The sequence below is a fragment of the [Enterobacter] lignolyticus SCF1 genome (genome assembly GCF_000164865.1).
Lineage (GTDB): Bacteria > Pseudomonadota > Gammaproteobacteria > Enterobacterales > Enterobacteriaceae > Enterobacter_B > Enterobacter_B lignolyticus.
Genome location: NC_014618.1, coordinates 2,449,497 through 2,472,831 on the forward strand (window position 1 = coordinate 2,449,497; position 23,335 = coordinate 2,472,831).

Consider the following 23,335-nt stretch of genomic DNA (forward strand, 5'->3'; position numbering starts at 1 on the left):
ACAAGAAGAAGGATTGATATTGATATGGGTGATAATGCCCCGCCGGTACGGGGCCTACCTTAATGACCGCCCCACTGCTGATACTCACGCTTAAGTTTGCGCGGCGCTGTTTCCGGCATGGCGATAAGCCCCACCACTGAAATGACGCCCAGCACGATGACATACCCGGCCATACCATAATAATGCCCGCCGGTTGCCTGCAGGATTTTCACCGCGACCAGGCCGAGAACACCACTGCCGATAAGCGAGCCTAACTGCCAGATGAGCGCAATACCGCTACAGCGGATGTGGGTGGGAAACAGTTCAGGGAACCAGGACGCCTGAGGCGCATAGCACATGCTATGGCCGAAGGTGATCACCAGGATCATCGCCAGCTGCGTCAGCCAGAAGCTGTCCTGATTAATGGCCATAAAAAACGGAATAATCGCTATAATCTGCAGCACCGCGCCGGTGATATAGACCGGCTTGCGCCCTATTCTGTCGCTTAATGCTCCCATGGCGGGAATCGCGAAGATCTCAAGCAGTACGGCGACAATCATCGCATCCATGAGGTAGTTCGCGCTCAGGTTATTGGCTTTGCCGTAAGCCAGCACAATCACGGTGAACATAGCGAATGTGCACGCCTCAATGAGCTTTGCGCAGACGCCTTTGACGACAATGCCGGGGTAGTCGCGAAGCACCTCAATTACCGGACGCGACTCCGCCGTTTTTGTTTCGCGAATCTGGGCGAACACCGGAGATTCATCAATTCGCAGGCGAATAAATAACCCCACGATGACCAATAAGGCGCTGAGCAGGAACGGAATGCGCCAGCCATAGTCCATCATCGCTTCAGCGGACAGCGTCATATTGAGGATCGCAAACAAGGCCATCGGCAGCAGAAACCCGGTAGGCGCGCCAATCTGTACCCAGCTGGCAAAATAACCGCGTCGGGCAGGCATTGAATACTCCGCGGTCATTAACACCGCCCCGGCCTGCTCCCCGCCAACGCCAAATCCCTGCAGCACGCGGATCAAGATGAGCAGTACCGGCGCCCAGATACCGATTTTTTCATAGGTTGGCAGTAGCCCGATGCAAAATGTTCCCAACCCTACAATCAGAATGGTAATCACCAGCGCCTTTTTACGCCCGACTTTGTCGCCGATATGCCCGAAAACAATACCGCCCAGAGGCCTTGCCAGAAATCCCACCGCATAGGTGGCAAACGCCGCAAGCGTACTGATAAGCGGATCGGTGCTCGGAAAGAACAAATGCCCAAAAAAGAGGACCGCGGCAGTGCCGTAGGCAAAGAAGTCGTAATACTCGGCTGCGGTGCCAATTGCTGATGCTGTCGCAACGCGCTTGATGACCGGCGTGTTATCAGCAGCATTTATGTTATCGACAGAACTGACCATTTCAATACTCCTGATGAGCCACGACAGAGACTTGATTCACCTGACATTTTTCCGCTGCATCCTGCGGCAGGCTAAGGTCGCGGTCACGCACTTCGGGCATCAGCACGGCGGAAAGCAGACCAATTAGCGAGTAGCAGATAATCATGGCGACAATCGGCCACCATGAACCGGTCATGTTGCAGAAAATACCGGCCAGCACCGGACCGAAGCCGACCGCCACCAGACCGCCCGCCTCTTTGGCAATCGCCATGCGGGTGAAGCGGTTGCGGGAGCCGAAGATTTCCGCCATGGTGATGTTTTCCAGCGCGAACAGTCCCAGCACCGCCACGTTATGAATCACAATCATGCTGGTCATAATGGTTCCCGCGCTGTAGCTCTTATCGACGATCATCGCCAGCATCGGCCAGGCGAGAATAATGGCCGATATATTCAGCAGGATATACGGCAACCGGCGCCCGTATTTATCCGACAGCCAGCCCAGCAGCGGGATAGTCAGGAACCCGATAATCGAACTTATCATCAGCGCATCGGTGGGAATGCCTTTATCGAACAGCAGCGTCTGTACCAGATACCCGGCTAAGAACGTCTGAATCAGCCCGGAGTTGCCGGCCTGGCCGAAGCGCAGCCCGGTGGCAAGCCAGAAAGATTTGCTGCGGAACATAGCGCCGAGCGAACTGTCTTCGACCGCCGTCGCGACCGCGGCGACGCCTTCTTTTTCGCTGACCTTTTCAAATACCGGGCTTTCCTTAAGATTCAGACGCAGCCAGATGGCAAAGATCATCACCACTACGCTTGCCAGAAACGGAACGCGCCAGCCCCATGCGATCAGCGCTTCACGGTCGAGCGCGAAGAACATCACCGCCCAAATGGCCGTGGCGCTTAGCGTGCCGCAGTTGGTGCCCATCGCCACCAGCGAAGAGATGATCCCGCGCTTGCCTTTCGGCGCGTACTCCGCAAGCATCGTCCCGGCGCCGGAAATTTCCGCCCCGGCGCCCAGCCCCTGAACAATACGCAGGGTCACCAGCAGCACCGGCGCGAAAATGCCTATCTGCCCATAGGTAGGCAACACCCCGATAAGCGTGGTGCAAATCCCCATCATGGTGATCGTAATAAACAGCACCTTTTTACGCCCGACGCGGTCGCCCATCTTGCCGAAAATGAACGCGCCGATAATCCGCGCGATATATCCGGCGCCATAAGTGCCCATCGCCAGAATAAGCGCCATCGCCGCCGATTGCTCCGGGAAAAATATCTCATGGAAGACCAGCGCCGCGCCCAGCGAATAGAGCTGGAAATCCATAAACTCCAGCGCGGTCCCTAGCCAGCCCGACACCGCTGCGCGGACAAGGTCTTTGGTTGTTCGTTCAGATTTATGTTGTGTCATCATCTTTTTCTCTGAGGGTAAGAGGTAAACGGCTATCTCATTATTTTTCTGTGAAAGTCAGTAGCACCTTGCAGCAGCGTTTCTGGTCTTTTTCAAATACCTCAATGGCCTCTCTGACCTGTTGGTATTCAAAATGATGCGTGATCAGCCTCTGCGGGTGGATAAGCTTTTTCTCCATCCAGTCAATCACTACGGGGAATTTCCGCGCATTCAGGCGGGAGGAATAAATAGACAGCTCTTTACCGGTGATCCCTTGCTGAACAAGCGATGAAGGCTCTGTCGAGAAACCCATCAGCACGATTCGACCCGCGGGTGACGCGATGGCAATCGCCTCTGAGAGGATCGCCGGGTGACAGGCGGCATCGACAATAAGCGTCGGCTTAATGCCCCTGGCCTCAAGCAGCCCGGCAAGCGGCTGTTCGCCGTTGTTAATCACCCAGTCGGCACCGTTGCGTTCAGCCAGCGCCAGCCGCTCATCAATACGATCGACGACAATCACCTGCTTCACGCGGTAAACGCCTTTCAGCGCCTGCAGCGTGGTCAGCCCCATCGGACCGGCGCCATAAATAAGGGCAATGTCGTCCTCACGCGGGTTTACCTGTCCGGTCACGTTCGCCGCAATGGTAAACGGTTCGACCATCACGGCATGCTCATCAGGAATTGATGCAGGAACGACCCATGCATTACCCGCCGGAACGACCGCGTATTCGCTGAAACCGCCGTCACGGTGTACGCCAAGCACCACCAGCGAGGTACAGACGTTCGGTTTGCCGACCGAGCAGGGATAGCAGCGGCCGCAGCTGATCACCGGATCGACGCAGACCCGCTGACCCAGTGATTTATCGGTAACCCCGTCGCCCACGGCATCGATCACGCCGAAGAACTCGTGGCCAATCACCCGCGGGTATTTTGCAAAAGGGTTGTGCCCGCGGTAGATATGGCTGTCGGAGCCGCAAATTCCGGCAAGGGTAATACGCACCCGCACCTCGCCTGCTCCCGGCGCCGGAATTTCCCGCTCCTCAATGACCAGTTCATTGGGCTGCTGAATGACGATACTTTTCATTTTACGGTTCCTCACCAGTTCCACAGCGTACCGTCCTCAAGACGGGCAACGGGTAAATAAGCCGGATCATACGGATACTTTGCCGCCAGCTTTTCATCAAATTCGATACCCAACCCCGGCTTGTCGCCCGGATGCATATAGCCGTTATCGAACGTCCAGCTGTGCGGAAAGACGTCCAGCATCTGTTCGGAGTAGCCCATGTACTCCTGCACGCCGAAGTTCGGCACCCACAGGTCAAAATGCAGCGCCGCCGCCATACAGACCGGCGAAAGATCGGACGGACCGTGCGAGCCGGTACGCACCTGATAGAGGGAAGCGAAGTCCGCGATGCGCCGCATCCCGCTTATCCCCCCCGCATGGGTAATGGTGGTGCGGATATAGTCAATAAGCTGCTCCTCTATCAGCTGTTTGCAGTCCCAGATGCTGTTGAACACTTCGCCCACCGCAATCGGCGTGACCGTGTGCTGGCGGATCAGCCGGAAGCACGCCTGGTTCTCCGCCGGAGTCGGATCCTCCATCCAGAACAGGCGGTAGTCCTCGATGCTTTTGCCAAAGCGCGCGGCCTCAATCGGCGTCAGCCGGTGGTGCATGTCATGCAGCAGATGCTCGTGAAAGCCAAACTTATTGCGCACCGCCTCGAACAGTTTCGGCGTGAAGTCGAGGTATTTTTCGGTTGACCACAGCTGTTCTTCGGGCCACTGCCCCTTGGTAGCCGGTTCATAAGCCAGCCCTTTGCCCTTGGCCATGCCGTAGGTGGTTTTCATTCCCGGTACGCCGCACTGGACGCGAATGGCTTTAAACCCCATCTCCTTGTGCCGCGCGTAATCTTCCAGCACATCGTCCAGCGTGTGCCCCGTGGTGTGGCAGTAAACCATGACGCCATCGCGCGAGGCGCCGCCCAGCAGCTGATAGAGCGGCATGTTGGCGGCTTTGGCTTTGATATCCCACAGCGCCGTGTCGACCGCGGAAATCGCCGACATGGTCACCGGGCCACGGCGCCAGTAGGCACCCTTGTAGAAAAACTGCCAGATGTCTTCGATACGCTGCGCATCGCGGCCAATAAGCTGCGGGCAGAGGTGGTCTTTCAGGTAGGAGGCGACCGACAGCTCGCGGCCGTTGAGCGTCGCATCCCCCAGCCCGGTAATCCCGTCCTCGGTGGTGATTTTCAGCGTGACAAAGTTACGCCCCGGGCAGGTCACAAAGACTTCAGCGCCAACAATTTTCATTTCTTATCCTTACATCTCGTCGTTGATGCAGGAAATTTACGCAACTGAACTACTACCATACAAGTATAATGATCACGAAATGACCTGCAGATCACAAAAAAGCAGAAGGACGTGCAAAATATCCGCTGTCAGTGAAAAAGGATGCGCTTCGTTGATGGAAGATACGCGGCGTTTAATTATGCTGAGTAATAATCTGCGCATCTGCAATCAGTCTGACCTTTTGTACATAAAGGGACGTTTTATGAATTTGCATTTTGCGGTGAATACCGCTTACCGGCATCTGAAGCCTAATCGCTGGGATATCGTCGCTTTCCCGCTCATTATTTGCCTGATTGCCATGATGGTGACGGGATTTAACCAGACCATGATGCCCATCGTCAGTCTGAAAACACAGACCATCTCCCTGGATCCCGCCAACCTGCCTGAATACGCCCTGCGTACCACGCTGCGTATGCTGGTTGCGATGATCGCCGCCCTGCTGTTCACCCTGGTTTATGGTACGCTGGCCGCCAGAAGCCGTCGGGCGGAAAAAATCCTGATCCCGATTCTCGATATCCTGCAATCCGTCCCGGTGCTGGGCTATATCTCTTTCACCGTTACGTTCTTTATCGCCCTTTTCCCTGGACGGGTGCTGGGGGTTGAGCTGGCCGCTATCTTCGCCATTTTTACCAGCCAGGCGTGGAACATGACCTTCAGTTTTTATCAGTCGCTGCGTACGGTGCCGCGCGATCTGGTGGAGGTGTCGCGCGGTTTTCACCTGACGCCGTGGCAGCGCTTCTGGAAGCTTGACGTTCCCTTCGCCATGCCGGGGCTCATCTGGAATATGATGATGTCGATGTCCGGCGGCTGGTTTTTCATTGTGGCTTCCGAAGCCATTACCGTGGGGAATAATACCTTCACGCTTCCCGGTATCGGCGCCTACCTCGCCCAGGCGATTTTAAGCAAAAATATGCATGCGATCGGCTGGGTGCTGCTGGCAATGACGCTGGTGATTCTGGCCTACGATCAGCTGCTGTTCCGCCCGCTGGTGGCCTGGGCCGACAAATTTCGTATGGAAAATACCCGCTCAGGCAGCGCGCCAACCTCATGGGTGCTGAACCTGATACGCCGTACGCGCCTGATTCACCGCCTGCTGTCGCCGTTTGGCTTCCTGCTGTCGGGAATGGCGCGTATCCCGCTGCACGTTCCTCTCCCGCACTGGGGAGCGGCCAGCCCGCGCTCCGCCCGGCGGCTTTCGCGGGTCGTCGACATCCTCTGGGGAACGCTGGTCATCCTGCTGGCGCTGTATGTCGCCTGGCGCGTCATTAGCTACGTGAGCGCCGGCGTTTCGCTCAGCGAGGTCGGCCACGTCTTTCTGCTCGGTTTTGCCACGCTGCTGCGCGTCTCCGTGCTGATTCTGATCTCATCGCTGGTCTGGGTTCCCCTTGGCGTGATGATCGGCATGCGCCCTGCGCTGGCGGGAAAAATACAGCCGATCGCGCAATTTCTTGCCGCGTTCCCGGCAAACCTGCTGTTTCCGATTTTTGTCATTACCATCGTGCACTTTCAGCTGAACCCGAACATCTGGCTATCGCCGCTGATCGTGCTGGGTACCCAGTGGTACATCCTGTTTAACGTGGTTGCCGGAACGTCGGCCATACCGAATGACTACCGGGAGGCTGCCGCGAATTTTCATATTCGTGGCTGGCAGTGGTGGCGTGAGGTGATGCTGCCGGGGATTTTCCCCTACTACATTACTGGCGCCATCACCGCGTCCGGCGGCGCATGGAACGCCAGCATCGTGGCGGAGTTTGTGCAATGGGGCGATACTCAGCTCACCGCCTACGGGATAGGCGCCTACATTGCCAAAACCACCGCGGCGGGAGATTTTCCGAAGATAATCCTCGGCGTCGCGGTCATGTCCTTGTTCGTCACCTTATTCAACCGTCTGCTGTGGCGGCCGCTGTACGCCTATGCAGAATCCAGATTCCGCATTGATTAACAAAGGATTCCCCATGCAAGATCAACCTGCAGTACAGGGCCACTCGCCGCAGACCCATAACGAGATTCTGGCCGTGCGCGGGGTATGCCACGGATTTGATAAAGCGCATGACGAAAGGATGATTCTGGATAACGTCAACCTGACGCTGCGTGAAGGCGAAATCGTCGGGCTGCTCGGCCGTTCGGGTTCAGGGAAGTCAACGCTGTTGCGCATTGTTGCCGGGCTTATCGCCCCAACCTCTGGCGAGGTGCAGTTCCAGGGCGCTGCGGTTAACGGTCCCGCGAAAGGCATTTCCATGGTGTTTCAGACCTTCGCGCTGTTTCCCTGGCTGACGGTGCTGCAAAATGTGGAGGCGGGCCTGGAAGCGTTGGGCGTCGCCGCTGCGGAACGCCGCACCCGGGCGCTGGCGGCGATAGACCTGATCGGGCTTGATGGTTTTGAAAACGCCTATCCGCGCGAGCTTTCCGGCGGCATGCGCCAGCGGGTCGGTTTTGCCCGCGCGCTGGTGGTTGATCCCGCGCTTCTGCTGATGGATGAGCCCTTTTCTGCTCTGGATGTACTCACGGCGGAAACCCTGCGTACCGACCTGCTAGACCTGTGGAACGAAAGCAGAATGCCGATTAAATCGGTGCTGATCGTCACGCATAACATCGAGGAAGCGGTGTTTATGTGCGACCGTATTCTGGTGCTGTCATCGAATCCCGGCAAGGTCGTCACAGAAATCAAGGTGCCTTTCCCTCATCCCCGCAACCGTCTGGCCCCCGCCTTCCGCCAGCTGGTGGATGACGTTTATGCGCGCATGACCGCGCGTCCGGTGAGCGGACCGCTGCGAAAAGGCCTCAAACCCGGCGCCGCGCTGCCGCATGTGTCCACCAACCTGATTGCCGGTCTTATCGAAACGCTGTCCGCCGCGCCCTACCACGGACGCGCGGATATGCCGGACATTGCCCATTCCCTGCATCTTGAGGTTGACGATCTGTTCCCTATCGCCGAAGTGCTGCAGTTTCTCGGCTTTGCGGATATCCGCGAAGGGGATATTTTCCTGACGCCGCAGGCCCGGGTATTTGCCGAATCCGACACCCAGGCCCGTAAGGTCATGTTTGCCGACCACCTGCTGCGCTATGTCCCGCTGGCGGCGCTTATCAAAAACGTTCTGGACGAGCGCGCCGATCACCGCGCGCCCAGAGTGCGCTTTGAACAGGAGCTGGAGGATACGCTCGCGAATATCGCCGCAACAGAGACGCTGGATACCGTCATTAACTGGGGCCGCTATGCCGAGATATTTTCATATAACGACCAGACGGAAATATTCAGCCTCGAAGACGTGGAGTTCTAAACCGGGTTACGGCTGGCGGCCGTCGCTACGCGCGTCCCCAGCCTGCCACGATAATCAGCATGCCACACAGCGCAATCGCGGCGCCCGCCCAGTCAGTGCCGCTCAGGCGAACGCCGTCGACATAGCGCAGCCACAGCAGCGCCGTCATCACATACACCCCGCCGTAGGCGGCATACACCCGCCCACTGGCCGCCGGATGCAGCGTCAGCAGCCAGACAAACAGCGCCAGCGCAACCCCCGCCGGCAGCAGCAGCCAGGCGCTGGCGTCCCGTTTCAGCCAGAGCCAGGGGAGATAGCAGCCGAGGATTTCGCAGATAGCCGTCGCAAAAAACAGCAGGGTCGTTTTGAATATAAACAAAATTAAATCGCTCTCCGGGGGCCAGGGGCTTAAGGATAAATTAATATTAAATGGTGAAGAATCTCTTTTTGTATTCGTATTCTCATGTCGGAGGAAAATACAGTGAGTCTCGACAGAATGGCGAAAGTGGTGCTACGACGTCAGGGTATCGGCGTCAAAGAGAAGGTGGTTCGGTTCCGGGGCGCCACCCTGGTATTTCGCTTTAACCAGCAGGGTTACGACATCCTCATCAACGGTAAAAAAGTGCACGAAGTCAAAACCACTGATATCAACGAAGCCGTTCGTATCTACAAAACCACTCTTAGCAGCGCCTGCTGATCCCCGCCATCGCGCCTTTTTGGTTGAAATCGGGTTTAGTTTCCCCGGGCAATAATACCCGTTTGCCAAGTATGCCGTACCGGTGAGTTGTAGTAGACTCTGCCGTGGGTTTACCGTATTTCATCACCCAAAAGGAAACAACAATGAAAGTGACTTTTAGCAAACGCCTGTGTCTGACGGCAATGCTAACACTGGGTGCCATCGCGTACACGGCCTCTGCGTCCGCAGAGACCAGCAAGCTGGTTATCGAATCGGGCGACAGCGCCCAGAGTCGCCAGAATGCCTCGATGGACAAGGAGCAGTGGAACGATACCCGCGCATTACGCCAGAAGGTCAACACGCGTGCCGAGAAAGAGTGGGATAAGCACGACGCGGCCTTTGACTCTCGCGACAAATGCGAGCAAAGCGCCAACCTCAACGCGTACTGGGAGCCAAACACCCTGCGCTGCCTCGACCGTCGCACCGGTCGCCCGCTTGCCCCCTGATATCAAAGGGCGTTCCAGCGCCCTTTCCGCTTCCCCTTAATAAGGATCCCCCATGGCCAACGCTTATACCGTTAAGCTGCGCCCACTGGAGCGCGAAGATCTCCGTTTTGTTCACCAGCTTGATAACAACGCCAGCGTGATGCGCTACTGGTTTGAAGAACCCTACGAGGCGTTTGTCGAACTTTCCGATCTCTATGACAAGCACATTCACGATCAGAGCGAGCGTCGCTTTGTCGTAGAGTGCGACGGCGAGAAAGCCGGGCTGGTCGAACTGGTCGAAATTAACCATGTCCACCGGCGTGCGGAATTTCAGATAATCATCTCCCCCGAGCATCAGGGGAAAGGCCTTGCCTCGAAGGCCGCGCGGCTGGCGATGGATTACGGCTTTACCGTTCTCAACCTGTACAAACTCTACCTGATTGTCGACAGGGACAACGAGAAGGCGATTCATATCTATCGCAAGCTGGGGTTCCAGGTAGAGGGAGAGCTCATCCATGAGTTCTTCATCAACGGCGAATACCGCAATGCTATCCGTATGTGCCTGTTCCAGCACCAGTATCTGGCGGAACACCGTCCCGCCAGTCACGCCATGCTGAAACCCACGGCTCAGTAGTATTCGATGTCGTTTTTGACGGCGTAATGCTGCGTTACCGCCGGCGTTACGCTGTCATCCACCATCTCCAGCTTGCAGCTGACGGGGTTATCGTGTTTGTCGTACTCGCAGGTCTGCGTCACTTTACCCAGGGTTTTGTCGTTCAGGCTGCTGACGGCGGTGTAGTCCATTTTTTTACGCACATCGTGACCCGGCGTCATAACGATACTCAGCGTATCGCCATCCACCACCGAGGTTTTGCCCAGCGGATAGCCTTCGGCGTCATAGCGATAGGTCACCTTCAGCGTCTTGCTGTGAGAGGCCACCACGAATCCGTTGTCGTCGGTGTCCCAGGTAATTCCGGCGGAAGGTAGCGCCGCCAGCTGGCATTTTCCCTGCAGCAAAATGCGTTTTTCCTGCGTTCTGCCGTCAAGGTAGTAGTTCGCATCCAGCACCAGCAGCGCACCGGTGTTATTTTCAAGATCGTGCATCTCTATCTGGTCGAAACAGCCTTCGGCGGATACCTTCGCGCTGACCCGTTTGGTCTCTTTGCCCTGCTCGTTGACCAGCGTCTGGGTGAAGCTTTTCACCGGCCCGCGCAGGGGATCAAAATCAAACTCATTTGAAAAGCTCGCCATCTCAGGCGTATAGGCGACCGGCGACGACGCGTTGTCGCACGCGGTCAGCAGCACCATCAGCGGGAGCACCAACAGCCGTTTTTTCACATTCCGTCCTTCACTGGGGATTTTCTCAATCATATTAGCAAATACAGCAATTTACACTAAGTACGCGGGTCGCAAAGGAAAAAATGGGTACATTGAGGATACCTGACAACGTCAAGAATGGCGGGGATTGCTCCCCGCCAGCGCCCTTACTTAACAGATTCGTAAGCTGTGAAGGCAGTGACTTCCATCTGGCCGATCCGAATGCGTACCTCGCAGAGGTCTTTTCTCGTAACCAGCACCGCCATCACGACGGTAATACAGATGACGATCAGGGCGACGACCATCGCCTTGCGCTGCTTCATAGCCTGCTTCTCCTTGACCCAAAGGTCGGTAAGAGGCTACTCTACATGTGTCGAGCATATAGGGGCCTCAAGTTGATGTTAAAGTCACTTGGGGCTTTTATCTATCTGCCTTTCGGTCATACCTGAGACAGTTAGCCTCAAGCACCCGCCGCGATTTTACACTCTGCCCGTAACCCCATGTATTTATTTTTCTATCCGTTTTCATAGCCATGCTGATATTTTCCCCCTGCCTTCTGCGCGCGATCGCCGCGCATGAAAAGCGCGTCGGGAAACGCGCATTTTTAAGAAATTTCAGAAAGTTAAATGCAAAGACAGAGACTTACACTATTAATGCTATGCTTTTATCTCTACTCTGCGAAAAGGAAATGCTAAGGAGATGCTTATGAACAAGACGCGCTGGCTGTTAGCCCTTCTGCTTGCAGGCGCCATGCCCGCCCTCGCGGCGCCGGATTCCTGTGAGCGGGTAAAGGATGAAATTCAGCAGAAAATCATCAATAACGGCGTGCCGGAGTCCGGATTTACGCTGGAGATTGTGCCTAACGATCAGGCCGATCGTGCGGATGCCCAGGTCGTCGGCCATTGCGCCAACGATACCTTCAAGATTATTTATACCCGTACTGACGGCGATCAGCAGTAACGCCTTTCAGATGAAAGATATTATCCCTGATTTGACCAGGGATAATATCTCGCGCCCTCTGTGCCAGTAACATCACTCCACCATTACCCTGGCGTCCGCCGGGCATTTAACATGGCTGGAGTGCACAATGTCTGAACATGAACTCCACGGCGGCATCAGCCGTCGTTCTCTGATTAAATCCTCAGCTATCGGTTCACTGGCGCTGGCCGCGGGCGGTCTTTCCCTGCCTTTCAGCCTGCGCGGCGCGGCGGCGGCCGTCCAGCAGGCGGCCGCACCGCACGATAGCGTCGTCTGGGGAGCCTGTTCCGTAAACTGCGGCAGCCGCTGCGCCCTGCGTCTGCACGTGCGCGATAACGAAGTGTACTGGGTGGAAACGGACAATACCGGCGATGACGTCTACGGCGACCACCAGGTGCGCGCCTGTCTGCGCGGGCGTTCAATTCGTCGGCGAATTAACCATCCCGAACGTCTCAACTACCCGATGAAACGCGTGGGCAAACGCGGCGAAGGCAAATTTGAGCGAATCAGCTGGCAGGAAGCGCTGGATACCATCTCCGGCGACCTGCAACGCATTGTCAGGCAGTACGGCAACGAAGCGGTCTACATCAACTACTCTTCCGGCATTGTCGGCGGCAATATCACCCGCTCTTCGCCCTATGCATCGCTGGTGGCGCGCCTGATGAACTGCTACGGCGGCTATCTCAGCCATTACGGCACCTACAGCACGGCGCAAATCGCCTGCGCGATGCCCTACACCTACGGCTCAAACGACGGCAACAGCACCTCCGATATCGAAAACAGCAGGCTGGTGGTGATGTTCGGCAACAACCCGGCGGAAACCCGCATGAGCGGCGGCGGTATTACGTATTTTCTTGAGCAGGCGCGGGAGCGCTCCAACGCGCGAATGATCGTTATCGACCCGCGCTATACCGATACCGCAGCGGGGCGCGAAGATGAATGGGTTCCTGTTCGCCCGGGCACCGATGCCGCGCTGGTCGCGGGCATCGCCTGGGTGCTGATCGATGAAAACCTCGTCGACCAGCCTTTTTTGGATAAGTACTGCGTCGGCTACGACGAGAAAACCCTGCCGGAAGGCGCGCCGGCCAACGGTCATTACAAGGCCTATATCCTCGGCCAGGGCGATGACGGCGTGGCCAAAACACCGGCCTGGGCTGCGCGTATTACCGGCGTTCCGGAAGACAAAATCATCCAGCTGGCGCGGGAGATAGGCAGCACTAAACCGGCGTATATCTGTCAGGGCTGGGGACCGCAGCGCCAGGCGAACGGCGAGCTGACCTCGCGCGCCATCGCCATGCTGGCGATTCTCACCGGCAATGTGGGCATCAGCGGCGGCAACAGCGGCGCCCGCGAGTCCACCTACACCATCACCATCGAGCGCATGCCGGTGCTTGAGAACCCGGTGAAAACCAGCATCTCCTGCTTTAGCTGGACCGACGCAATCGCCCGCGGCCCGGAAATGACCAAAAAGCGCGACGGCGTGCGCGGCAAAGATAAGCTCGACGTCCCCATCAAGTTTATCTGGAACTATGCGGGTAATACCCTTACCAACCAGCATTCCGACATCAACAAAACGCACGACATTTTGCAGGATGACAGCCAGTGCGAAATGATTGTGGTGATCGACAACTTTATGACCTCTTCGGCGAAGTATGCCGACATCCTGCTGCCGGACCTGATGACCGTCGAACAGGAGGACATCATCCCGAACGACTATGCGGGCAACATGGGGTATCTGATTTTCCTGCAGCCGGTTACCGCGCCGAAATTTGAGCGTAAACCCATCTACTGGATCATGAGCGAAGTGGCGAAGCGCCTTGGCCCGGACGTCTATCAGAAATTTACCGAAGGGCGTACGCAGTCGCAGTGGCTGCAGCACCTGTACGCCAAAATGGTCGCCAAAGATCCGCAGCTCCCCGCCTATGACGAACTGAAAGCGATGGGAATCTACAAACGTAAAGATCCGAACGGCCATTTTGTGGCCTACAAGGCGTTTCGCGACGACCCGGTCGCCAGCCCGCTGAAAACGCCGTCGGGCAAAATTGAGATCTACTCCGCCAGGCTTGCGCAAATTGCCGCCAGCTGGCAGCTGGAGAAAGACGAAACCATCAGCCCGCTGCCGGTGTACGCCTCCACCTTTGAAGGCTGGGATGACCCGCAGCGCCGCGACTATCCGCTCCAGCTGTTCGGCTTCCACTATAAAGCGCGAACCCACTCCAGCTACGGCAACATCGACGTGCTGCAGGCCGCCTGTCGGCAGGAAGTGTGGATAAACCCGGCAGATGCCGCCAGGCGCGGCATCGCCAACGGCGATATGGTGCGCGTCTTCAACGCCCGCGGCGAGCTGCGTATTCCGGCCAAAGTAACGCCGCGCATCATGCCCGGGGTCAGCGCCATGGGCCAGGGCGCCTGGCACGACGCCAGTATGGGCGGCGATCGTATCGATCGCGGCGCCTGTATCAATACGCTCACGACCCATCGTCCCTCTCCGCTGGCAAAGGGTAACCCCCAGCACACGAATCTGGTGGAAATTGAGAAGGTCTGAGATCATAGTGACACTCCGGAGGCGGGAAACGCTCGCCTCCTTCGTTTTGTGGAAATAACGTTATGACAACACGCCAGCAAGGCGACGCATTCGCTTTTACCGCCCGTATTCTGGGCGCCCTGTTCTATTTTGCCCCCGACAGCGAGCAGGCAGCGCCGCTGGTCAACGCGTTTACCGACGGCTCCTGGAGCGAACAGTGGCCCGATGCGCTGCCGCAGGCCGATGAGCTTTCCGCCCGCTTCAGCGCCCCCTGCGACGAAGCGCTGCCTGAAGCATTTCAGCGTCTGTTTATCGGCCCGTGGGCGCTGCCGGCGCCGCCATGGGGCTCGGTCTGGCTGGATCGGGAAAACGTGCTGTTCGGCGACTCAACGCTGGCGCTGCGCCAGTGGATGCGCGAGAACGGTATCGCCTTTGACAGCGAACAGAACGAGCCGGAAGACCACTTCGGTACCCTGCTGATGCTCGGCGCCTGGCTGCGGGAAAACGGCCGGGACGACGCCTGGCAGCAGCTGATGGCCTGGCACGTGCTGCCGTGGGCGAACCGCTTTTTGCAGGTGTTCGTCCAGCATGCAGGACACCCGTTTTATCAGGCTCTGGGCCAGCTGACGCAGCACACCCTGCAGGTGTGGCAGTCGCAGCTGCTGATCCCGGTCGCTGAAAAAGACCTGTTCCGCTAGTGCTTCTGCGCCTGCCTGCGGGCGGGCGCAGTGGTTCAACATTCGCGTGACAACGTCACGAAATGCGTTTTTGTGTCCCTTCGGCATTTTTCGCTTTTGCCAACTCGCCGGTTTCCACTCACAATACGGTATCACTCTGATTAATCATTGAAACGCATGCAACGTCTCCACGCCTGGCCCGACATTCACGCCATGTTCCGCCGCCTGCTGATTGCGGTGATCCTCGGTATTCTCGCCGCGCTGGCGGTCGCGCTGTTTCGTCATGCGATGCTGGTGCTGGAATGGCTGCTGCTCAGTAACGACAGCGGCAGCCTGGTGAATGCCGCCGCAAGCCTGCCCGGGTGGCGGCGCTTTCTGACGCCGGCGCTCGGCGGGCTGGCGGCGGGGACTCTGCTCTGGGGATGGCAGCGCTATACCCGGCAGCGTCCCCACGCGCCCACTGACTACATGGAGGCGCTGGAAACCGGCGACGGGCAGTTCGACTACGGCGCGAGCCTGGTGAAATCGCTGGCGTCTCTGCTGGTAGTCGTCAGCGGCAGCGCCATTGGCCGCGAAGGGGCGATGATCCTGCTGGCCGCGCTGGCGGCGTCCTGGTTTGCCCAGCGCTTCACGCCCAAATCCGAATGGAAGCTGTGGATAGCCTGCGGCGCCGCCGCGGGGATGGCCAGCGCCTATCACGCGCCGCTGGCGGGCAGCCTGTTTATCGCCGAGATCCTCTTCGGCACGCTGATGCTCGCCTCGCTCGGCCCGGTGGTCGTGGCGGCCGTGGTCGCCCTGCTCACCACCAACCTGCTGAGCGGCGGCCCGGCGCTGCTGTACAGCGTCCACATGGACGCGCCGCTGACCGCCGCCAGCTATGCGTTGATGCTGGCGACCGGTCTGCTGACCGGGCTGTGCGGCCCGCTGTTTATCTGGGGGATGGGCGCTAGCCACTCGCTGTTTTTGCGCCTCAGGCTCTCCCCGCCGTGGCAGCTGGCGCTCGGCGGCGTTATCGTCGGGCTGCTGTCGCTGCTCACCCCTGCGGTCTGGGGCAACGGCTATAGCGTGGTGCAGGGCTATCTGCTGACGCCGCCGGTCTTTAGCGTTATCGCCGGGGTGTTTATCTGTAAGCTGCTTGCCGTGCTTGCCAGCAGCGGCTCCGGCGCGCCGGGCGGCGTCTTCACGCCCACCCTGTTTGTCGGTATGGCGGTCGGGATGCTGTTTGCGCGCATGTGGGGAGTATGGCTGCCGCACGGCGACGAGGTGGCAATACTGATGGGATTAACGGGAATGGCGACGCTGCTGGCGGCAACAACGCATGCGCCGATCATGGCGACGCTGATGATTTGTGAAATGACCGGGCAGTATACGCTGCTGCCCGGTTTACTGATGTCCTGCGTGGTGGCGTCGGTGCTGTCGAGGACGTTACGCCACGACTCTATCTACCGCCAGCACGTCGCCGAACATCGTTAAGTCGATGTACTGGCTCAGCTCGCGCTGCTCGGCGCGCGGCAGATACGGCAGCTCGCCAACCAGCGGCCCCGGCAATTTCTTGCTCAGCACCTCAATGATTTCGGCGTAGTGCGCAAGCCCCGGGTTGATCCGGTTCGCCACCCAGCCAATCAGCGGCAGGCCGTCGTTGGCGATAGCCTGGGCGGTCAGCAGCGCGTGGTTGATGCACCCTTCCTGGATCCCCACCACCATCAGTACCGGCAGCTGTTCCTGGACAACCCATTCGGACAGCGGACGCAGATCGTTCATCAGGCTGCGCCAGCCGCCGGTTCCCTCAACCACCACGTGATCGACCTGCCCGCTGAGCGTACTCAAGCCGTTGGACAGCAGCGAATAGTTGATTGGACAGCTGTGTGCGACGCTGCTTTCCTCTTCGCTGAGCGCGATCGGATTCACTTCGTCATAGGACAGCGCCAGCGTAGAAACGCTTTGCAGCACCAGCGCGTCTTTATTGCGCAGACCGTCCGGCGTTTCTTTGCTGCCCTTAGCGACAGGTTTGTACCCTGCCACGCTTTTCCCGCTGGCAGCGAGCGCCTGAAGCAGCGCGCGGGACACGACTGTTTTGCCAACAGAGGTATCAGTACCGGTAATAAAGAAACGCTTAAGCATAGCTAACTCCACAACAACACGAGTGAAATATCAATAAAAGTAATAATTCAGTGTGGTGAAAGTCTACGTGATGCCTTTACCGGCAAGATTGAGATAGCGCAATTTTTCCGTTAACAGTGAAAAAATGTTAACCCTGTAACAGTCTGATGAGCAACGATCCGTTATAGAGCGCATCTTTTACCAGCGCGGCGCCGGTCATCGTACCCCGGTTAAGAAACTGCGTGCTCTCTACCGCAATATGTTTACTGTAGGCAGGTAAGGATTGCTGATGAATACAGGCGCCAATCGCAGGGAACAGAATGTCGGACGCCAGGTTGAACGGCGATCCGATAAGAATTTTTTGCGGATTAAATAAATTCACCATAATGGCGAGAATGCGGCCGACGTGGGTGCCCACGCCGCTGATGATATCCTTTGCCAGCAGGTCGCCCAGCAGCGCCGCCTGGCACAGCCACTCCACCGTCAGCGGCTGCTGATGCAGCATTGAACTCATCGACTGCTTCATGCGCACCTGGGTAAGATCCAGCACGCTCTCAACGCTGGCGATGGTTTCCAGGCAGCCGTGGTTGCCGCAGTAGCAGCGCTTGCCGTACGGGTCGACCTGGGTATGGCCTATCTCCACCAGGCTGCTGCTGCCGGCGTGCAGCAGGCGGCCATCGGTAATGACGCCTGCGCCAACGTTATGGTCGATAACCACCTGAATCACGTCCCGCGCGCCGCGGGAGGCACCGAACAGCGCTTCGGCCATCGTCCAGGCGCTGATGTCATGCTGAATATAGACCGGTACGCCGGTACGCGATTCCAGCGCTTCCCCAAGGGGCATCTCTTTAACATCGTCATAAAACGGCATGCGGTGAACAATGCCGTTTTCCGTATCAATAATGCCTGGCAGCGTAATCGCGATAGCCGTCAGCCTTTCAAGCTTCTGCTGATGGCGAATAAAAAACGCGTCAATATGTTGAATCACCCGTTCGAGGAACGGCTGCGGCGACTGGAGCGGGAGCTCCTGCTGCTCTTCCACCACCAGCTTGCTGCTGAGGTCGCGCAGCGCGAGGTTAATCTCTCCCCGGCTGATACGCAGCGACAGATAGTGCCAGGCCTCCGTTTCGACCATCAGCCCGACCGCCGGACGACCGCGGCTGCCCGGCTCCTGGATTTCAGTTTCCTGAACCAGATGGGCTTCCAGCATTTCGCGGACGATTTTCGTGATGCTGGCAGGAGCAAGCTGAGCAAGGCGCGAAAGGTCAATGCGGGACACCGGGCCGAGCTGATCAATAAGGCGATACACCGCCCCGGCATTGGTCTGCTTAATCTGATCAATATGCCCTGGTTGACTTTCAGCTACCACCGCGGACTCCCTTATTTTCGCGCTTCGAAATAATCTTGGGGCTATGGTGAAGCACTTCAACGCCAGTCGTCAAATTTTTGCTTCGCCGTGTGATTTACTGCACATAATTTCATTCATTTACGGCGAAACTGTGCACATTCGCGGCGGCCAGCAGCTGCTGGCGAAAACGCATCGCCGACTGGCTCATCTCATGGTGTTTTGCCCAGACCAGCCACATCTCCGACACCGCATCCTGTTCAGCTATCGGCAGCCAGCGCATTTCATTGAGCTGAACGCGCTTAAACGAGGCCGGCAGAATGGAGACGCCAAGCCCGGCGGCCACGAGTCCGATGATGGTCATCGCCTCGCCCACCTCCTGGGTAATCACCGGAGCGCCATAGCGGCGCAGCAGGCCCAGAATATCGTCGTACAGCCCCGTGCCGACCTGCGGGTCAAAAAACACCAGCGGCTCCGTCACCAGCTCCGCCAGGCTGACCTGCGCCTGAGCGGCCAGCGGATGATCGCGATGGATCATCGCCAGCAGCGGTTCACGCAGGATAATCTGCCATTCGAGCGTCTCCGGGAGCTGCGTTTTGCGCATCAGGCCCAGATCCAGCGCGCCTTCGTTCAGCGGCGTTATCTGCTCACGGGTATTGCTTTCCCGCGTCTGAATATGCACATCCGGGTGCTGGCGGCGAAACAGCGACAGCGTGTCGGAGACCGCTTTAATAAACGGCGCTGACGAGGTAAAGCCAATACGCAGCTCGCCGGTTTCGCCCTGATGGAGCCTGGCGGCGCGGGCCGCGCTCTCTTCGACCTGCATCAGGATCTGCTGACAGTCGGCAAGAAACTGTTTTCCGGCTTCGGTAAGGCTGACGCTTCGGTTGGTGCGCGCCAGCAGCCTGGCGCCAATTTCATTTTCAAGGGTTTGAATCTGCTGGCTTAACGGCGGCTGGGAGATGTTAAGGCGGGCGGCAGCGCGGCCAAAATGCAGCTCCTGGGCCACCGCCACGAAATAGCGCAGATGACGCAGCTCAATATTCATACGTTTAAAATATCATTTGAGATTATTAATATATTAGACAGAATATTCACAATTTCCTACCCTGATTCTGTGACCTGTGTCGTCTTCTTTATTCGCTGTTATCACCAAGGATCTTCCCGTGAGTCGTACAACCACCGTTGATAATGTTCCGGCAACCACGATCAACGATACTCGCCCTGCCCAGCCGGGTCAGTTTATCCAGCGCGGTACTCCCCAGTTTATTCGCGTCACCCTGGCGCTCTTCTCCGCCGGTCTGGCGACCTTCGCGCTGCTCTACTGCGTACAGCCGATTTTGCCGGTGCTGTCGAACGAGTTCGGCGTATCGCCCGCCAGCGCCAGCGTTTCGCTTTCCATCTCCACGGCGCTGCTGGCGGTGGGTCTACTGTTTACCGGCCCGCTTTCTGACGCTATCGGCCGTAAACAGGTCATGGTCACCGCGCTGCTGCTGGCCTCCTGCTGCACCCTGCTGTCGACGCTGATGACCAGCTGGCAGGGCATTCTGATTATGCGCGCCCTGATCGGCCTGTCGCTGAGCGGCGTGGCGGCGGTGGGCATGACTTACCTGAGTGAAGAAATTCACCCGAGCTTCGTCGCCTTCTCGATGGGGCTGTATATCAGCGGTAACTCTATTGGCGGCATGAGCGGGCGTCTCATCACCGGGGTTATTACCGATTTCTTCGGCTGGCGCGCGGCGATTGCGATTATCGGCTGTTTTGCGCTGGCCGCCGCGCTGATGTTCTGGCGTATTCTGCCCGACTCGCGCCATTTCAAAGCGACATCGCTGCGCCCGAAATCGCTGCTGATCAACTTCCGCCTGCACTGGCGCGACCGCGGGTTGCCGTTGCTGTTTCTTGAAGGCTTCCTGCTGATGGGCTCCTTCGTCACGCTGTTTAACTACATCGGCTATCGCCTGATGATGTCGCCGTGGTCGCTCAGCCAGGCGGTAGTGGGCCTGCTGTCGCTCGCCTACCTCACCGGCACCTGGAGCTCGCCGAAAGCGGGCGCCATGACGCAGCGCTACGGGCGCGGACCGGTGATGGTCACCGCGACCGGCGTGATGCTGTTTGGCCTGCTGATGACGCTGTTTTCCTCGCTGTGGCTGATTTTCGCCGGGATGCTGCTGTTCTCGGCCGGGTTCTTCGCCGCCCACTCCGTCGCCAGCAGCTGGATAGGCCCGCGCGCCCGTCGCGCCCGCGGGCAGGCGTCGTCGCTGTATCTGTTCAGCTACTATCTCGGCTCCAGTATTGCCGGTACGGCAGGCGGCGTGTTCTGGCACAACTACGGCTGGAACGGCGTCGGCGGGTTCATCGCGTTGATGCTGGTTCTCGCCGTGCTGACCGGCAGCCTTCTGCACCGCCGCCTGCGCTAACTCACGGAATATGCCCGCAGATGCGGGCATATTCCGCTAGCCGTTAAGCTGATAATCGAGGGTAATTTCCGCCTTCAGCACCTGTGAAACCGGGCATCCTGCTTTCGCTTTCTGAATGATGCCGTCGAACGTCGCGGCATCGACATCGGGCACCGCAATACGGCTTTCCAGCGCGACTTTCGTAATCGCAAAACCTGACGCGGTTTTATCCAGCGATACCGTCGCGGTAGTATCGATCGAGGTTGCGGTAAAGCCTGCTTCGCTCAGCATCAGCGATAGCGCCATCGAAAAACAGGCGGCATGCGCCGCGCCGATAAGCTCTTCCGGGTTGGTCCCCTTCACGCCCTCAAAACGGGTGTTAAAGCCGTAAGGCTGCTGGGTTAGCGCCCCGCTCTCGGTGGAAACCGTACCTTTGCCGCGTTTAAGATCGCCTTCCCAGTGCGCCAGTCCTTTCTTGTGGATAGTCATCATTTCACCTCTTCGACTTAACTGTGGGAAGTAAAGTATAGAACGAGATAATGTCGGTCAGGTGTGCGGCGATATCAGTCTGTTTTGCACCTCATCCAGAAACAGATGCAGCGCGCCAGGCTGATAGTCGCGCGATAAATAGAGGCCGTACACCCCCAGCGATTTCGGCTGATACCCCGCCAGCAGCGGCACCAGCGCGCCGCTTTCCAGCCCGTGCTGCGCCTCAAGCCAGGGCAGCATCGCAATGCCGCAGCCGGCAAGCGCCGCGTCGAGCAGCAGCGACGAAATTCCGGCGCTCAAATTACCCTGCACGGCCACGGAATGACTTTCGCCCTGCGCATCGCTGAAGTGCCACGCCTGGCCGGCAAAATGGCTGTAGTGCAGGCAATTATGGTCAGCCAGCGCCGCCAGCGTGTCCGGCGTCCCCCGCTGCTGCAGATAGGCAGGCGCCGCGCAGAGCACCGAACGGCACTCCCCCAGCCGTCTGGCGATAGCGCCCGGCTCGGGGTTATCGGTGATGCGGATTGCCACATCGATACGCTCACCGACGAGGCTCACCGGATGATTATTGATATCCAGCTCTAGCCGCAGCTGCGGATAACGGGCGAGAAAATCGGGCAATATCGGTGAAATCAGCTGCATGGCGGTAAAATGCGCGCAGGCCACGCGCAGAACGCCGGCTGGCGTATTGCGCTGCGTTTGCCCTTCAATCTCCTGCGACAGCCGCGCCAGGTTGCGAGTTTTCTGCAGCGTTTTCTCCCCGGCAGGCGTCAGCGTCAGCCTGCGGGTTGAGCGATGAATCAGCCGCGCTCCCGCCCATTTTTCCATCTGTTCAAGATAGCGGCTCACCATCGGCCTCGACATTCCCAGCGCCCGCGCCGCCGCGCTCAGGCTGCCAAGCTCACAGATGCGATTGTAAACCTCTGCGGCAATAATGCGGTCCATTTCCGCCCCCATTTGCTCGATTTATGAAACTCAGCATCTCTTTTTTCAGGAATTCTTGCAAATCAAGATTTCCGTACAATAGCCGTATTCACCCGTTAATGAGATGACATCATGAAAATAACCGCTGTTGCTATTGCCACTGCCCTGTTCAGTACCGCGACTCTCGCCGCGCCGCTTACCCTTGAGGTCTACAACCCGCAGGAAAAGGGGCTGTTTCCGGTCACCTCGACGCTGGTTTCCGGTCCGCATGAGGCCGTACTGTTTGACGCGCAGTTCAACGTGAAAGACGGAGAAAAACTGCTTGAGATGATCCGCAAAAACGGCAAGCCGCTGAAGCGTATTGTGATCACCTCCGGCGATCCGGACTTTTACTTTGGCCTCGAACCGCTGGTGAAGGCGTTCCCGCAGGTCGAGATCGTCGCCAGCCAAAAGGTGGTTGACCATATCAACGCCACCAAAGCGGCGAAGCTTGCCTGGTGGGGACCGAAAATGAAGGACGGCGCGCCGGACGCGGTCTATGTTCCTCAGGTCATCAGCGCGGATACCTTCACCATCGACGGTGAAAAGGTAGAGATCAAGCAGCCGGACAGCCATGCCGCTTACGTCTGGATCCCGGCGAATAAAACCATTCTCGGCGGTACCGCCATTTCCTGGGGCATTCATGTCTGGACGGCGGATACGCAAACCACCGCCAGCCGCGACGAATGGCGCCAGACCCTTGACGCGATGGCGGCGCTTCACCCACAGCGCGTCATCCCGGGCCACTATCTGGGCACTCCGCCGCAGGGCGACAGGGCGATTACCTTCACCCGCGACTACCTCGCGCAGTTTGAACAGGCGCTGGCCGCGCACCGCGACGCCGCAGGCGTAACCGCCGCGATGAAAAAACAGTGGCCAGCGCTTAAAGACGACAGCTCACTGGAGCTGAGCGCGAAGGTCAACAAAGGGGAAATGAAATGGTAAAGGCGCTTAATCCGGCGTACTGACGTTGCTATTTCTGCAGAGATGGCCGAGTATCATAGCTGCATCAACATTCCGCG

Annotated in this window: 23 protein-coding genes; 11 read left to right on the forward strand and 12 right to left on the reverse strand. The window is 58.0% G+C overall.

The genetic code is table 11. The features are described 5' to 3' along the window. Positions 1-59: 59 nt before the first annotated feature. Genes ENTCL_RS11550 through rspA form a run of 4 tightly spaced genes read right to left on the reverse strand, consistent with a single transcriptional unit; the run spans position 60 to position 5,067 of the window. Positions 60-1,394 carry an MFS transporter gene (locus tag ENTCL_RS11550; RefSeq protein WP_013366305.1) on the reverse strand — a complete coding sequence of 445 codons (1,335 nt, stop codon included), beginning with the start codon at positions 1,392-1,394 and terminating at the stop codon, positions 60-62. A gap of 1 nt (position 1,395) precedes the next feature. Continuing rightward, a complete protein-coding gene (locus ENTCL_RS11555) occupies positions 1,396-2,778 on the reverse strand; it encodes an MFS transporter (RefSeq protein ID WP_044611954.1) in 1,383 nt (460 codons plus the stop codon). A gap of 40 nt (positions 2,779-2,818) precedes the next feature. Next, positions 2,819-3,841, reverse strand: a complete 1,023-nt coding sequence (locus ENTCL_RS11560; protein ID WP_013366307.1) for a Zn-dependent oxidoreductase — start codon at positions 3,839-3,841, stop codon at positions 2,819-2,821. Between the two features lie 11 nt (positions 3,842-3,852). Next, positions 3,853-5,067 carry a starvation-sensing protein RspA gene (gene rspA, locus ENTCL_RS11565; protein ID WP_013366308.1) on the reverse strand — a complete coding sequence of 405 codons (1,215 nt, stop codon included), beginning with the start codon at positions 5,065-5,067 and terminating at the stop codon, positions 3,853-3,855. Between the two features lie 241 nt (positions 5,068-5,308). Between rspA and ENTCL_RS11570 the strand changes: the two genes are divergently transcribed. Both ENTCL_RS11570 and ENTCL_RS11575 read left to right on the forward strand, forming a co-directional pair. Beyond that, complete coding sequence (locus ENTCL_RS11570; RefSeq protein ID WP_044612122.1) at positions 5,309-7,048, forward strand: ABC transporter permease; 1,740 nt, start codon at positions 5,309-5,311, stop codon at positions 7,046-7,048. A gap of 13 nt (positions 7,049-7,061) precedes the next feature. Next, entirely contained in the window at positions 7,062-8,384 is a 1,323-nt protein-coding gene (locus tag ENTCL_RS11575) for an ABC transporter ATP-binding protein (RefSeq protein ID WP_013366310.1), read from the forward strand. Between the two features lie 25 nt (positions 8,385-8,409). Here ENTCL_RS11575 and ENTCL_RS11580 read toward each other — a convergent pair whose 3' ends face one another. Further along, positions 8,410-8,736 (reverse strand): YnfA family protein, encoded by a 327-nt coding sequence (locus tag ENTCL_RS11580; RefSeq protein ID WP_044612124.1) that lies wholly within the window; start codon positions 8,734-8,736, stop codon positions 8,410-8,412. Positions 8,737-8,844: 108 nt separating this feature from the next. Here ENTCL_RS11580 and ENTCL_RS11585 point away from each other — a divergent pair, with 108 nt between their 5' ends. The 3 genes from ENTCL_RS11585 (at position 8,845) to speG (ending at position 10,158) form a co-directional block, all read left to right on the forward strand. Then, a complete protein-coding gene (locus ENTCL_RS11585; RefSeq protein WP_125451970.1) occupies positions 8,845-9,060 on the forward strand; it encodes a hypothetical protein in 216 nt (71 codons plus the stop codon). Positions 9,061-9,203: 143 nt separating this feature from the next. Beyond that, positions 9,204-9,545 (forward strand): DUF1283 family protein, encoded by a 342-nt coding sequence (locus ENTCL_RS11590; RefSeq protein WP_013366313.1) that lies wholly within the window; start codon positions 9,204-9,206, stop codon positions 9,543-9,545. A gap of 52 nt (positions 9,546-9,597) precedes the next feature. Further along, the gene (speG, locus tag ENTCL_RS11595; RefSeq protein WP_013366314.1) at positions 9,598-10,158 is read left to right on the forward strand and encodes a spermidine N1-acetyltransferase; all 561 of its coding nucleotides are present in this window, start codon (positions 9,598-9,600) and stop codon (positions 10,156-10,158) included. Here the strand turns inward: speG and ENTCL_RS11600 are convergent. Then, positions 10,152-10,862: a YnfC family lipoprotein gene (locus ENTCL_RS11600; protein WP_013366315.1), complete on the reverse strand. Its 711-nt coding sequence runs from the start codon at positions 10,860-10,862 to the stop codon at positions 10,152-10,154. The two genes, speG and ENTCL_RS11600, sit on opposite strands and share 7 nt — an antisense overlap. Before the next feature lie 146 nt (positions 10,863-11,008). Beyond that, positions 11,009-11,164: a Hok/Gef family protein gene (locus tag ENTCL_RS11605; RefSeq protein WP_013366316.1), complete on the reverse strand. Its 156-nt coding sequence runs from the start codon at positions 11,162-11,164 to the stop codon at positions 11,009-11,011. A 382-nt stretch (positions 11,165-11,546) separates the two neighbouring features. Between ENTCL_RS11605 and ENTCL_RS11610 the strand changes: the two genes are divergently transcribed. From ENTCL_RS11610 to clcB, 4 genes are all read left to right on the forward strand, one after another. Beyond that, on the forward strand, positions 11,547-11,801 hold the full coding sequence (locus tag ENTCL_RS11610; RefSeq protein ID WP_013366317.1) for a DUF1161 domain-containing protein: 255 nt from the start codon (positions 11,547-11,549) through the stop codon (positions 11,799-11,801). Positions 11,802-11,928: 127 nt separating this feature from the next. Then, positions 11,929-14,364 carry a selenate/tellurate reductase subunit YnfE gene (ynfE, locus tag ENTCL_RS11615; RefSeq protein WP_013366318.1) on the forward strand — a complete coding sequence of 812 codons (2,436 nt, stop codon included), beginning with the start codon at positions 11,929-11,931 and terminating at the stop codon, positions 14,362-14,364. 62 nt (positions 14,365-14,426) lie between these two features. Beyond that, on the forward strand, positions 14,427-15,041 hold the full coding sequence (gene dmsD / locus ENTCL_RS11620) for a Tat proofreading chaperone DmsD (protein ID WP_013366319.1): 615 nt from the start codon (positions 14,427-14,429) through the stop codon (positions 15,039-15,041). Positions 15,042-15,197: 156 nt separating this feature from the next. After that, positions 15,198-16,493 carry a voltage-gated ClC-type chloride channel ClcB gene (clcB, locus tag ENTCL_RS11625; RefSeq protein WP_013366320.1) on the forward strand — a complete coding sequence of 432 codons (1,296 nt, stop codon included), beginning with the start codon at positions 15,198-15,200 and terminating at the stop codon, positions 16,491-16,493. Here the strand turns inward: clcB and bioD are convergent. The 3 genes from bioD to ENTCL_RS11640 all read right to left on the reverse strand — a co-directional run bounded on the left by bioD (position 16,446) and on the right by ENTCL_RS11640 (position 19,513). Further along, positions 16,446-17,141 (reverse strand): dethiobiotin synthase, encoded by a 696-nt coding sequence (bioD, locus tag ENTCL_RS11630; RefSeq protein WP_013366321.1) that lies wholly within the window; start codon positions 17,139-17,141, stop codon positions 16,446-16,448. The genes clcB and bioD overlap by 48 nt on opposite strands. Before the next feature lie 127 nt (positions 17,142-17,268). Continuing rightward, positions 17,269-18,489: a sugar metabolism global transcriptional regulator Mlc gene (mlc, locus tag ENTCL_RS11635; protein WP_013366322.1), complete on the reverse strand. Its 1,221-nt coding sequence runs from the start codon at positions 18,487-18,489 to the stop codon at positions 17,269-17,271. A 109-nt stretch (positions 18,490-18,598) separates the two neighbouring features. Then, entirely contained in the window at positions 18,599-19,513 is a 915-nt protein-coding gene (locus ENTCL_RS11640) for a LysR family transcriptional regulator (RefSeq protein WP_013366323.1), read from the reverse strand. Between the two features lie 118 nt (positions 19,514-19,631). Between ENTCL_RS11640 and ENTCL_RS11645 the strand changes: the two genes are divergently transcribed. Then, positions 19,632-20,882 (forward strand): MFS transporter, encoded by a 1,251-nt coding sequence (locus ENTCL_RS11645; RefSeq protein ID WP_013366324.1) that lies wholly within the window; start codon positions 19,632-19,634, stop codon positions 20,880-20,882. Positions 20,883-20,918: 36 nt separating this feature from the next. Here the strand turns inward: ENTCL_RS11645 and ENTCL_RS11650 are convergent, their stop codons facing one another. Both ENTCL_RS11650 and ENTCL_RS11655 read right to left on the reverse strand, forming a co-directional pair. Then, a complete protein-coding gene (locus ENTCL_RS11650; protein ID WP_013366325.1) occupies positions 20,919-21,350 on the reverse strand; it encodes an OsmC family protein in 432 nt (143 codons plus the stop codon). Between the two features lie 57 nt (positions 21,351-21,407). After that, positions 21,408-22,295 carry a LysR family transcriptional regulator gene (locus ENTCL_RS11655; RefSeq protein WP_013366326.1) on the reverse strand — a complete coding sequence of 296 codons (888 nt, stop codon included), beginning with the start codon at positions 22,293-22,295 and terminating at the stop codon, positions 21,408-21,410. A 111-nt stretch (positions 22,296-22,406) separates the two neighbouring features. Between ENTCL_RS11655 and ENTCL_RS11660 the strand changes: the two genes are divergently transcribed. Then, positions 22,407-23,258, forward strand: a complete 852-nt coding sequence (locus ENTCL_RS11660; RefSeq protein WP_013366327.1) for a Vmh family MBL fold metallo-hydrolase — start codon at positions 22,407-22,409, stop codon at positions 23,256-23,258. The last annotated feature ends 77 nt before the right edge of the window (positions 23,259-23,335 follow it).